This window comes from Streptomyces sp. NPDC107575, assembly GCF_055657265.1.
This window is the reverse complement of sequence record NZ_JBVKBG010000002.1, coordinates 209,652-222,278: the sequence shown is the minus strand read 5'-3', so window position 1 is coordinate 222,278 and position 12,627 is coordinate 209,652. Positions and strand designations below refer to the sequence as shown.

The 12,627-nt window shown below is 70.1% G+C and carries 6 protein-coding genes and 1 pseudogene; 3 read left to right on the top strand and 4 right to left on the bottom strand.

The genetic code is table 11. The features are described 5' to 3' along the window. Nucleotides 1-113 precede the first annotated feature (113 nt). Nucleotides 114-3,965 (top strand): GH92 family glycosyl hydrolase, encoded by a 3,852-nt coding sequence (locus tag ACZ7L4_RS07755; RefSeq protein WP_472100659.1) that lies wholly within the window; start codon nucleotides 114-116, stop codon nucleotides 3,963-3,965. 30 nt (nucleotides 3,966-3,995) lie between these two features. On the opposite strand, the gene ACZ7L4_RS07750 is transcribed toward ACZ7L4_RS07755, so the two are convergent. From ACZ7L4_RS07750 to ACZ7L4_RS07735, 4 genes and pseudogenes are all read right to left on the bottom strand, one after another. After that, entirely contained in the window at nucleotides 3,996-5,519 is a 1,524-nt protein-coding gene (locus tag ACZ7L4_RS07750; protein WP_472100657.1) for an ABC transporter substrate-binding protein, read from the bottom strand. Continuing rightward, entirely contained in the window at nucleotides 5,519-7,678 is a 2,160-nt protein-coding gene (locus ACZ7L4_RS07745; protein ID WP_472100655.1) for an ATP-binding protein, read from the bottom strand. Before ACZ7L4_RS07745 ends, ACZ7L4_RS07750 begins: the two co-directional genes overlap by 1 nt. Nucleotides 7,679-7,784: 106 nt before the next feature. Beyond that, nucleotides 7,785-10,973: an NACHT domain-containing protein gene (locus ACZ7L4_RS07740; RefSeq protein WP_472100653.1), complete on the bottom strand. Its 3,189-nt coding sequence runs from the start codon at nucleotides 10,971-10,973 to the stop codon at nucleotides 7,785-7,787. Between the two features lie 76 nt (nucleotides 10,974-11,049). Then, nucleotides 11,050-11,436, bottom strand: a pseudogene (locus tag ACZ7L4_RS07735) (ATP-binding protein); the annotation flags it as partial. A gap of 114 nt (nucleotides 11,437-11,550) precedes the next feature. On the opposite strand from ACZ7L4_RS07735, the gene ACZ7L4_RS07730 reads away from it, so the two are divergent. After that, nucleotides 11,551-12,375: a helix-turn-helix domain-containing protein gene (locus tag ACZ7L4_RS07730; protein WP_472100651.1), complete on the top strand. Its 825-nt coding sequence runs from the start codon at nucleotides 11,551-11,553 to the stop codon at nucleotides 12,373-12,375. Next, nucleotides 12,372-12,611 carry a DUF397 domain-containing protein gene (locus tag ACZ7L4_RS07725; RefSeq protein WP_472100649.1) on the top strand — a complete coding sequence of 80 codons (240 nt, stop codon included), beginning with the start codon at nucleotides 12,372-12,374 and terminating at the stop codon, nucleotides 12,609-12,611. Before ACZ7L4_RS07730 ends, ACZ7L4_RS07725 begins: the two co-directional genes overlap by 4 nt. The last annotated feature ends 16 nt before the right edge of the window (nucleotides 12,612-12,627 follow it).

Below are 12,627 nucleotides of genomic sequence, written 5' to 3'. Positions count from 1 at the left end.
CGTCGAACCGCACAAAGGGTTCAACACCCTTGACACCACAGGGCACTTGAGCCCCTACTGGACTCTGCTCAGCAACTGACAACGTTGTCCAGCAGCGGGAGGGTGAGCCCTTTATGCGAGGCAGATCCAGACACAGACTCGGTGGTACGGCCGCGCTGGGCGCGGCCGTACTCGTGCTCACGGCGGCGGGCCAGGGCCTCGGCCCCGCCACCGCCGCGCACGCCGCCGAGGGAAAGCCGGAGTTCCGGTCCTCCTTCGAGGCGGGGCAGCCCGCCCCCGACTGGCTGAACACCGTCGACACCGACGCCGCGGGGAAGAAGCGGGCGAGCGGCGTGGACGGCGCGTACAGCAGTGGCATGCCGGGCAATGTGAACGGCCATGTCACCGACGTCCGGGCCAGCGACGAGAATCAGGGCGGCGGCGAGACCAAGGAGAACCTCGTCGACGGCGAGCCGACGACGAAGTGGCTGGCGTTCACGCCGACCGCCTGGGTCGAGTACGACCTCGACGCGCCGGTCAAGATCTCCAAGTACGCGCTCACGTCGGCCAACGACCACGACGAGCGCGACCCGAAGGACTGGACCCTCGAGGGGTCGACCGACGGCAAGGAGTGGACGACGCTCGACTCCCGCTCCGGCGAGACGTTCGACAAGCGTCAGCAGCTGAAGTCGTACGACATCCAGAACCCGGCGGAGTACGCCCACTTCCGCGTCGAGTTCACGAAGAACAACGGTGCGAGCGACGCGACGCAGCTCGCCGATCTTCAGCTCTCCACCGGTGAGGACTCCACGCCCGCCCCCGAGGACATGCTGTCCCTTGTGGACCGCGGGCCGACCGCCTCCCCGACCGCCAAGGCGGGTGTCGGCTTCACGGGCACGCGCGCGCTGCGCTACGCGGGCACGCACAAGGGCGAAGGACACGCCTACTCGTACAACAAGGTCTTCGACGTCGACGTGGCGGTGGCCAAGGACACCGAGCTGTCGTACAAGGTCTTCCCGTCGATGGCGGACGGCGACCGCGACTACGACGCCACGAACGTCTCCGTCGACCTCGCCTTCACCGACGGCACGTACCTGAGCGACCTCAAGGCCGTCGACTCCTACGGCGGGCTGCTCACGCCGCAGGGGCAGGGCGCGGCCAAGCGTCTCTACGTGAACCAGTGGAACGCCGTGAAGTCCGGGATCGGGTCCGTCGCGGCCGGGAAGACGGTCGACCGGGTCCTCGTCGCGTACGACTCCCCCAAGGGGCCGACGAAGTTCCGCGGCTGGCTCGACGACATCAGCATCGCGAAGGCCCAACCCGCCAAGCCGAAGGCGCACTTGAGCGACTACGCGTCGACGACCCGCGGCACGAACTCCACCGGCGGCTTCTCGCGCGGCAACACCTTCCCGGCGACGGCCGTCCCGCACGGCTTCAACTTCTGGACGCCGGTCACCAACGCGGGCTCGCTGAGCTGGCTTTACGACTACGCGCGCGACAACAACGCGGACAATCTGCCCACCCTTGAGGCGTTCTCGGCGAGCCATGAGCCGAGTCCGTGGATGGGCGACCGGCAGACCTTCCAGGTGATGCCGTCGGCGAAGTCGGGCGACGCGCTCGACACGTCGCGCTCCGGGCGCGCGCTGCCGTTCAAGCACGACGACGAGACGGCGACGCCCTCGTACTACGGCGTGAAGTTCCAGAACGGCGTGAAGGCCGAGATGACGCCGACCGACCACGCGGCGGCGCTGCGCTTCAGCTATCCGGACGACGACGCGAGCGTGGTCTTCGACAACGTCTCCGACCAGGGCGGCCTCACGCTCGACAAGGAGAACGGGGTCGTCACCGGCTACTCGGACGTGAAGTCGGGTCTGTCGGCGGGCGCGACGCGCCTGTTCGTCTACGGGACCTTCGACAAGCCGGTGAAGGACGCCGAATCGGCGGGCGTGAAGGGACACTTCACGTTCGACGCGGGCAAGGACCGCACCGTCACGCTGCGCCTGGCGACCTCGCTGATCAGCATCGACCAGGCGAAGGACAACCTGGCGCAGGAGCTCCCGGCGAAGCGCTCGTTCTCCGCCGTGCGCGACGCCGCGCGCGCCCAGTGGGACACGCTGATGAAGAAGGTGGAGGTCGAGGGCGCGACGGACGACCAGCGCACCAGCCTCTACTCCTCGCTGTACCGGCTGTACCTGTACCCCAACTCGGCCTTCGAGAAGGTCCGTTCGGGTGCGGGGAAGGCGACGTACAAGTACGCCTCCCCGTTCTCGCCGATGCCGGGGCCGGACTCCCCCACCCACACCGGCGCGAAGATCGTCGAGGGCAAGCCGTACGTGAACAACGGCTTCTGGGACACGTACCGCACGACCTGGCCCGCCTACTCGCTGCTGACGCCGAAGAAGGCGGGCGAGCTGGTCGACGGGTTCGTTCAGCAGTACCGGGACGGCGGTTGGACCTCCCGCTGGTCATCGCCGGGCTACGCGGACCTGATGACCGGCACCTCGTCCGACGTGGCGTTCGCGGACGCGTACGTGAAGGGCGTCGACGACTTCGACGTCGAGTCGGCGTACAAGGCGGCCGTGAAGAACGCGACCGTGGTGGCGCCTTCGACGGGTGTCGGCCGCAAGGGCATGGAGACGTCCCCGTTCCTCGGCTACACGTCCTCGGACACGCACGAGGGCATGTCGTGGGCGCTTGAGGGCTACCTCAACGACTACGGCATCGCGGAGATGGGCCAGAAGCTCTACAAGAAGACCGGCAAGAAGCACTACAAGGAGGAGTCCGAGTACTTCCTGAACCGCGCCCGTGACTACGTCAACATGTTCGACGACAAGGCGGCAGGCGGGAGTTCGAGCCCCGGCTTCTTCCAGGGCAAGGACAAGAAGGGCGACTGGCGGGTGAAGTCGGCCGACTTCGACCCGGCGATCTGGGGCTACGACTACACGGAGACCAACGCCTGGGGCTACGCGTTCACCGCCGTCCAGGACAGCCGCGGCCTCGCCAATCTGTACGGCGGCCGGAGCGGTCTCGCCAAGAAGCTCGACACGTACTTCGACACGCCGGAGACCGGTTCCGCCGATGTCGCCGGCTCGTACGGCGGCGTCATCCACGAGATGACCGAGGCGCGTGACGTACGGATGGGCATGTACGGCCACTCGAACCAGGTCGCGCACCACGTCACGTACATGTACGACGCGGCGGGCCAGCCGTGGAAGACGCAGGAGAAGGTCCGCGAGGTCATGTCGCGGCTCTACACCGGCAGCGAGATCGGGCAGGGCTACCACGGCGACGAGGACAACGGCGAGCAGTCGGCCTGGTACCTGTTCTCCTCGCTCGGCTTCTACCCGCTGGTCATGGGAAGCGGCGAATACGCCATCGGTTCACCGCAGTTCACGAAGATGACGCTGCACCTGGACGGCGGCAAGGACCTCGTCGTCAAGGCGCCGAAGAACAGCGCGAAGAACATCTACGTGCAGGGCGTGAAGGTCAACGGCAAGGCGTGGAACAAGACGTCGCTGCCGCACTCGGCCATCGCCAAGGGCGGCGTCATCGAGTTCGCGATGGGCGACAAGCCGTCGAAGTGGGGCACGGGCGCGGGCGCCGCGCCGACGTCGATCACGAACGACGACAAGGTGCCCTCGCCGCGCTCCGACGCCATCACGGGCTCGGGCCCGCTCTTCGACAACACCTCGGCCACGTCCGCGAGTTCGGAGTCGGTGGAGCTGCCGGTCGGGGCGGACGGCGCGAAGGCGGTCCAGTACACCGTGACGTCGGAGGACAAGGCGAAGGCCCCGAAGGGCTGGCGTCTTGAGGCCTCGGACGACGGCAAGGACTGGAAGACCGTCGACGAACGCTCCGGCGAGTCCTTCGACTGGGACAAGCAGACCCGGGCGTTCTCCGTGCCGAAGCCGGCGGCGCACCAGCAGTACCGGCTGGTGTTCACCGGCGGTCCGGCGACGGTGGCGGAGGTGGAGCTGCTGTCCTGACCGGTCCCGGGTGGCGTGCCGCGCGGCACGTCACCCGGTGCAGTCCCCGCTGTCGTACGTCCGGTACAGGGGCAGCTTGCGGTCGTGGCGCGGGGCGGGGAACTCGACGACCGGGACCGGCTTGCACGCCGACCACCGGTTGTTGGTGCCCTGGCCGGCGAAGCCGTACGTTCCGGTCGCACCCTGGAGCATGCCCGTGCTGTTGAGGGTGGGCTGCGACAGCGTCGTGTACAGCTCCTGCCGGGTCGGGAGCTGCTCGGTGCCCTTGCCCTGGTTGATCTCGGCGAAGGTGCGCTTCATGCCCTCGGTGAGCAGCCGCAGCCCGTCGTAGTACGAGGCCGCGTAGCCGTCGGCCAGGGGCTTCTCGCCGAGGGTGTGCTGGTTCTTGAGCTTGTCGTACTGCTCCATGAAGTCGTCGACGCCCGCGGGCCGGTTCGCGGAGCCCGGCTTCTCCCAGCGCGGGTCGAAGGAGGCGGCGTCGACGATCGTGGCCTTCGCCTTGTTCAGGTCGCGTTCGACCTCCGGCCTGGTGAGGGAGGGTTCGAGGCCGATGCCGGTCTTCAGGATCCGCAGGGGGCCGTCGCCGCGCGGGCAGCTTCCCGCGTCGGAGAGGGCGTCGATGAAGCCGGGGAGGTCCTGGTCGCGGCCCGCGTAGAAGACGGTGTCGGTGCCCTCGCGGCAGATCTTGCCGACGGCGTCGACGAAGATGCCCGGCTCGCCCTCGTCGCTGCCGGAGGAGCCGGTGAAGAGGGACGAGCTGGTGTCGAGGCCGTAGTCCTCGCCGAAGCGGTCCTTGAGGGTTTCCGTCAGGTCCCTGGAGTACACGTCTCCGGTGTGCTGGTCGAGGAGGAGCAGCCCCTTCTTCTTGCCCTGCGGATAGGTGCGGAGGTAGTTCCGCAGGGCCTTCGCGAACTCCTGGTCGTCCGGGGAGGTCTTGAAGAAGTAGTCGAAGTTCATCGACGAGGCGTTGATCACCGGGCCCACCGTGGGGATCTTGCGTGCGGTCAGCTCGGTGAGCGCTTCCTTGGTGTCCGTCTGGCTGCTGGGGATGCCGGTGACGCCGACCAGCGGGTGCTTCGGGTCGTCGGCGAGCGAGTCCAGCTGCTCGACCACGGGACGCCACTGGTCGAGCTGCCGGCCGACCGGCGCGAGCATCAGCTGGACCTGCGGGCCGCCCGATCCGGCGTTCGCCTCCTTGAGCGCGGCGAGGGAGCCGACGAGCGCGCGGCGGATCATGTCGCCGGTCATGGCGCTCTTGTCCCCCGAGGTGAAGGCCATCATCAGGGCGACGCGGACGTAGGGCGTGCCGCTCTCGGAGGCGACCTGGTCGTTCTCGTCGGCGATGGCGTCGAGGAGCGAGCCGATGTCGTCGTCCGCCTCGAAGGAGCGGCTGGTCACGCCGATGCACTGGCCGGCGATCTCGTTCAGCCCGTCGTCGCATCTGCGCAGCAGCTTCGAGCCGCCGTAGATGCCGCCCGCGACGAGCGCGAGCACGATCAGCACCGCGACGCACCAGTCCAGCGGCCCCCACTCCCTGATCCTGCTGCCGAACATCAGCCTCCCTCCACGGAGTTGGTGCTTGCGGGGACGGGCAGTTCCTGCCGCTTGCGGGCGGCCGTCGGCCAGTCGCGGGCCGCCTGCCCGAGGGCCGCGTACCAGGTGGGGTGGCGGCGCGCGAGGAAGCCCAGCTCCTCCCCCACCGCCCGGCACATCCGGTCGGCGTCCGGGTCGAGGGCCGCGTCGGCGTACGGCTCGGAGAGGTACCACAGGGCGTGCAGCAGGCGGTTGATGCTGCGGCCCGAGGGGTCGAGGCGGGCGTAGCGGGCGGCGTGCTCGCCGTCGGCGATCTCGACGCGCTGGTCGCGCCAGTTCTCGTCGGCGGGCGGCACGGGCGCGCTCGCGCAGCGCTGGAGGCACAGCAGCCAGTGCTCGACGCTCTGCTCGGCCTCCTCGGCGTCGAACTCGTCGGCGAGCATCGCGACGACCTGCTGCGGGTTCCCGGCGGCGAGGTTGTGGCGCAGGGCGTCGGCCTCCTCGGTCTCGGCGCGCTGGACATGGTGGAGGTGGAGGAAGGCGTGCACGGAGCGCCAGCTGTGCGGTTCGTCGCCCTGCGGCAGGGTGCGGCGCGCCTCGTGGACGAGGAGCGTGCGCAGCAGGCCGCTGGTGACCAGTGGGCTCTCGGCGTCCGGGAGTTCCTGCCATTTGCGCTCGACGAGGTACTGCGCGGCGGCCGTGGCGGGCAGCTGCTCGGGGCCGACCAGGCCGAGGTCCTGGGCGAGCGCCTCGGCCGCCTTGGAGTCCCTGGCGAGGCAGAGCTTGACGAGGCGGTCGCGCTGTCTGCGGTCGGGCAGCAGGTCCCGCAGCAACACCTCGGTGACGGCGCGGCCGCCCTCGACGCGCAGGTCGAGCAGGTCGCGCGGGACGACGGTGCGGTTCTGCCGGGCGGTCTCGACGGCGGCGTCGGCGAGGACGGTGCTGGCCGAGGGGTGGCCGCCGGTGAGCGCGTGCAGCGCGGAGGCGAGGTGCGGGTGGAGCAGCCGCGAGGACGCCCGGTCCAGCATGGACAGGATGTCGTCCCTGGTCAGCGGGGTGAGCGGAAGGACGAGGAGGCCCTCGGAGGGCTCGTGCCCCGTCCGCTTCCACAGGGTCGCGGCGTGTCCGGGGCGTCTGACGCCGCCGGGCGGCAGCAGGTCGACGAGTTCCCGGCGCACCGCGTGCGGCGCGTCCTCGCGCGGCAGGTCGCCGAGCCGGGTGGCGACGACCACGATCCGGTCGTCGTACTTGCGGCCTCCCAGGGCCCGCTGCTCCAGGAGGAGTTCGAGGAAGCGGGCGCCCGCCGGGGTGTGCGCCTCGTCGAGCAGGATCAGCGGCCAGGGCTCGCGGTTGAGCCGGCGCACCAGGCCGTGCGCGTGCGCCGTCTCCTCCAGGAAGGCGGCGGTCAGGGCCTGTTCCGCCGCGTGCAGGTAGTCGCCGCCGCGGTGGAAGCGGCGGGACAGCAGCCACAGCGGGTCCTCCTCCGCGATGGTGCCGTCGGGCGTGGTGTGCCGCTGCCGGAACCAGGCGCGGGAGGCGGTGAGCGGCATCCGGGCGGCGAGCTGGCGCAGCACGGCGGCGGTGACGGGCTGTGTCCCGTCCGGGTCGTCGGGGTCGCCGTCGCGGGCGGCGGCCTCGCTGAGCGAGGTCTCGACCTGGGTGGCCCAGTCGCGGGCGACCTCGCGTTCGGTGCCGCGCGCGAGGCCGCTCGCGATGAGCATCCGGGCGTGCCTGCGGCACACCTCGTCGCGCTCGTCGGTCTGCCCCCGGTGCCAGCCCGACACGGCGAACAGGGCGGGCATCAGCGTACGGAAGGTGCCGTACGCGGGGGTGAGCGCGCACACGAGGCGCTCCAGGATCTCGGCGGGCGACGCGGCGGGGTCCGGCGGCACGCTGCCTTCGGGGACCTCTTCGGCGAGGCCGGAGGCGACGGGGGTGCCCGGCACGACGGCACGCACATGGGCGAGCGGGAGACGGCCCCGGTAGCCGCGGGCGAGGGTGTCGAGGAGGGCGCTGCGTCCGGTGCCGTGCTCGCCGGTGAGCAGCACGACGGGTACGTCGGACCCGAATTCCCGCTTGGCGCGGGCGCGTTCGTGGAACGCCAACCCGGTGAGCGAGGGAACGAGCGATCCCACCAGGGGTTCACGCCCGTAAAGAAAGGGCGCCTTGGGCCTGGCCATCTTCGGCTGTCCTGCTTCCCTAGGGATCGTCAACTACTGCGTGAACCCCAGAACTTACCGTTGGTGTCGATCTCTTGCCAGATGGAGTGCAGGGCTGCCGACGGCCTCACGGTTGCGGATAAATCTCCAGTTCGGCGCCGTCGGGCAGCTCTTCGACGCCTTGTACGGCGCCGCCCGGGTAGGCGATCCGGACCCGGCGCAGCGACGTGATTCCCTTGAGCGGGGAGAGGTCGATGTCGCCGCCCTGCGTCACATGCAGCTCCTCGAGACCTTGCAGACGACGGGACATGCGCCGCAGTTGCAGCGGGGTGCCCTGCTGGGCGTAGACGAAGAGTTTGGTCAGCTGCGGGATCTGGCTGGCCGGGTTGAACAGGAGCGTGCTGAGCTGTTCGGCCGACAGGCAGAGCGTGCGCAGCGCGGGCAGGCGGCCGAGCAGTCCGCCCCAGCCGTCGGGCAGCAGTCGGCTGCTCGCGTCCTGGAGGTGCAGTTCCTCCAGGGCCACGCACCGGGTGATCTCGGAGAGTTCGGAGGTGCCGGGCGGCAGCGACAGCGTCCTGAGCCGGCCGGGCCTCGGGAGTTCGCCGACGCCGCGCCAGGGGACGCCCGCGCCGATGTGCAGGGCTTCGAGCCGGGCGCACTGGTCGAGCTGCTCCAGCGGCTCGAACTGCGGCACGTTCTCCAGGGTGAGGCTGCGCAGCTGCGGCAGGCTGGTGAGCGGTTCGGGGTCCTTGACGTTGCGGCAGCCCTGGAGCGTGAGGCTCTCCAGGTGCTGGAAGTCGTGCAGCAGGGAGAGGTCGTCGATCCCCAGCGCGCCGCGCAGCCGCAGCTCGCGCAGGTGCTCGGGGGACAGGGCGGCGCGGACGGCCGCGGGGTCGAAGTCGCCGTGGATGCCGACGCGTTCGCAGCCGGGCAGCCGGGACAGGGCGTCGAGTTCGGCGCGGGAGCGGACGGTGACGGGCTCGCCGGGCGCGGCTTCGAGGAGCGGGGCGATGATCTCGCGGGCGTACGTCTCGGTGTCGAAGCGGTCCCAGTGGCCGAGGAGCTGGGCGCGCACGGTGGACTGCGAGGTGGTGAGGAACTCGCGCAGCCGCGGGATGGCCGCGTCGCCGCCGATCTGGCAGATGGCGTGCGCGGTCGCCAATTCGGCGTCCCCGTCGAGTTCCTCGGCCCTCGGGAGCAGCCCGAGGAGCAGCGGTCCCGTGCGCGCGAGGACGCGGGCCTGGCGCAGGCTGCGCGGCGGGAGCATGCTCGCGGCCTCGGCCTCGATGGTCTGGCGCACGACGGGTTCGAGCCGGGTGGCCTGTTCGAGGGAGGCGAGGGCGAGGAGGCGGATCCTGGCCTGGACGGTGACGTCCTTCTCGCGCTTTCCGCGGTCGCTGAGGCGCATCAGCAGGTCGGCCCGCCCGTTGTGATCGGCTTGCGCGACGGCCATCTGCACCACGTCCTCCCACTGGTCCATGTGAGCGTGTTTCACCAGCATGCCGAAGTCACGGTCCTCAAGAACAGCCTTGGCACCCAGGTAGTCCTGAAACGTACGATGAATGAAGTCAACGGCGCCCGGCGCGGGTTCGCGGAGCAGCCCGGAGCGCTCCAGCAGGTATTCGAGCGCGTGCTCGGGCCCGCCCAGCCGCTCCAGGCTCGGCACCTGCGGCTGGAGTCTGCGCAGCTCGTGGATGGCGTCGTCGCGCTCCATCTGCGTGTCGTCGTTGCGGATCAGCCGGTACGCGAGGCGTTTGAGCGGCTCGGTCGCGGATTCCTCGTCGAGCCGGGGCCGGTCGTCGCCCCGCCCGTACAGGTCCCGCTCCACGTCGCGCCGCTCCAGGAGCATGGACAGGGCGGCCCGGTAGAGGGAGGCCCGGCCGTTCGGCAGGAAGCCCCGGCGTTCGCGGTGCAGGGCGCAGATGAGGCTGCACATCAGGGGGTTGGTGGCGAGGCGGCTCAGTTCGGGGTTGGAGCGCAGGGATTCGACGAGTTCCTCGCCGAGCCGTTCGGGCGCGTTCGCCGCGATGTGCCAGCGGGCGACGAAGCGGCGCAGGTCGGCAGGGCTGAGTGGGTTGAGGCTCAGCTCGTAGAAGCCCTCGCTGCGCAGCCAGCCCGGTTCGAGCGCGGAGGGCCGGGTGGTGCAGAGCCACAGGTTGCCCGGGAAGTCGTTCACGAGGTCGCGCAGCCACTGGCGGGCGCGGCGCCGGTCCGCCTTGGGGATCTCGTCGAGGCCGTCGACGAGCAGCACCCCACGGCCGTTCTGCAGGACGCGGACGGCCCAGCCGTCGGGTTCGCTGCCGCTGAGGCCGCAGCGCATCCACTCCAGGAACTGCTCCGGCATGGGCAGTTCGGCCCCCTGCCGCGCGAGCGTGCGCAGCGGCAGCACGAACGGGACCCGCCCGATCAGCTGCGGCAGCGCGACCGGCACGGACTCCTGGCGCGCGGTGGTCAGGGCGAGCCACTGCACGAGCGTCGTCTTGCCGGTCCCCGCGAGGCCGTGCAGCACGATCCTGCCGCGCCCTGCGAGCGCGGTCTCGACGCTCTCCTCGGGCACGGTCTCGTAGTCGCCGTCCTCCTCCTCGGCCGCCGCCAGCGGTACGGCGGTGGGGCTCAAGTAGGCCTCGTCCAGCGGCCATTCGGGTCCTGCGGGGTCGCGCAGGTCGACGCCGTAGATGGTGAGCCGTCCGTGCCGGTTCACGACGTAGTCGGCGTACGCCTCTTCGAAGCGGAGGTCGGCGGCCTGGTGGTCCTCGCCGGTAATGATCCGCACCACGCGGTCCAACTGCTCCTTCTGTTCGCGGAGTTGGCGCGAGTTCGACAGCTGGGCGCGGGCCTCGAAGCCGGGCCGCTCGGTGAAGAACCGCACGAGGTGCACGCAGGCGGTGACCAGCAGCGCGTCGTGGAAGCGGGCCGCGTCCGCGGTGAGCAGCCCCTTGATGTCCCGCTCCGCCGCGCTGGACAGCGTGGCGGCCAGCTCCTCCGGCCCGAGCAGCACCAAGTCGACGTCGTTCATGTCGAGTTGACCGAGCGCGAAGAGCGTACGGGTCAGGGCCTGGCCCACCGCGTCGTGCTCGTCGTCCGGCAGCCGGGCCTCGCGCGGCGGCGCGGCCCGCACGGCACGCCGCACCAGCTCCCGCGAAAGCCGGTGCATGTCGTCGCGGCTGAGAGCGGGGTGATCGCCCACGAAGGACAGCAACGACCGTACGCGGACGGGCTTTTCACCGGGGAACTCGGCTCCCGCCACCTTCTCCGGCGGCAGCACGAACCGCTTCAGCAGCGGCACCGCCACCGAGGACGCGAGCTTCAGCCCCATTGCGCCCAGTTCCACCGCTCACCCCCGTCGCCCACGTGTCCTCCACCATACGTGTACGAGGCCGGGGCGACAGCTGCCCGAATTCACACCACACGACCTTGCCGGGGTCCCGCTCCCCCACGCCCCACGCGTCCGCCAGCGCCGCCACGAGGATCAGCCCGCGGCCTCCCTCGTCGGGGCGTACCACGCGCGGCACGCCGGTGCCGCTGTCGTGGACCTCGACGCGGAGTCCGTCCTCATAGGGCAGCAGGCACAACAGGTAGCCGCGGCCGGGCGGGACGCCGTGCAGGAGGGCGTTGGTGGCGAGTTCGCTGACACACAGCGTGATGTCGTGCGCCCGGTCGTCGGCCACGCCCCAGTCGGCGAGCGCGGCGCGGGTGAACTCCCGGGCAGCGGGGACGGACGGGCGTTCGCGGCGGAAGAAGCGCTCGCGAGGTTCGTGTGACTCGTTCACGTGGTTCACGGGAAGGAATGTGACGGACAGTGACTGGCTGTCGGCAGCTGACCGACCCCGACAGAATTCCTGTCGGGGTTCGAGCGGGGTCGAGGAAGAACGGGGGCGGGGACATTGACCGTCATGAGCACCGGGAAACGTCCGCCAAGGAATCCGTCGGCGTTGAAGATGGTCGGCCAACTGGTTGCCCTGTTCCGCAAGTCCGCCGGATTCACCCAGGCGTCTCTCGGGGAGCGGCTGATAGTGGCCGAGGCCACGATCGCGGCGATCGAGCAGGGCAGGCGGCCGCTGTTGCCCGACCTGGCGATCACGATGGATCAACTGCTCGACACCAAGGGGGCTTTGGCCGTAGCCGTGGCCAACATGCCGGAGATCGACCAGTTTCCGCTGTGGGCCGAGTCGTACATCAAGCACGAGCGGGAGGCGATTGTGCTGTCCAAGTACGACGCCGTGGTCATGCCTGGACTCCTACAGACCGAGGACACGGCACGGGACGTGCTCCGCGAACGAGTTCCCGCTTACGGCCCCGACGAGATCGAGGCCAAGACGGCTGCCCGCATCGAACGGCAGGCGATCCTGCACCGGAGGATCCCACCCACGGTCAGTTTCGTGATCTGGGAACCGGTGCTCCACCTCTCGGTGGGCGGCCCCCGGGTGCGGTACGAGCAGCTCCGGCACCTACGCGAACAGTGCGAACTGCCTTGCCTCTCCGTACAGATCCTGCCGCAGCACAGCTGGCATCACGCTGCCCTCGACGGGCCCTTCACCCTCCTGGAGACCCCGGACCATCAGCATCTCGCGTACACCGAGACGCAGCGAGGCAGCCAGTGGGTCGCCGACCACGACGAGGTGTCCATCCTCGAACGCAAATATGCGATGCTGCGAGCACAGGCCCTCACCCCGCAAGACTCCATGGGCCTGCTGGATCGCCTGCTAGGAGAGCGATGAGCACCGCACTGCACTGGTTCAAGTCGAGCTATAGCGGCAGCGAAGGTGGCGACTGCCTCGAAGTCGCTTACGACTGGCGGAAGTCGAGCTACAGCAGCAGCGAGGGCGGCGCGTGCGTAGAAGTCGCCACGCACCCCACCGCCATCCACGTCCGCGACTCCAAGAACATCGCCGACGGCGGCCCGCACCTCACCGTCACGCCCGAGGCGTGGACCGCGTTTCTCGACGGTGCGTGAACGGCGAAGGGCCGCG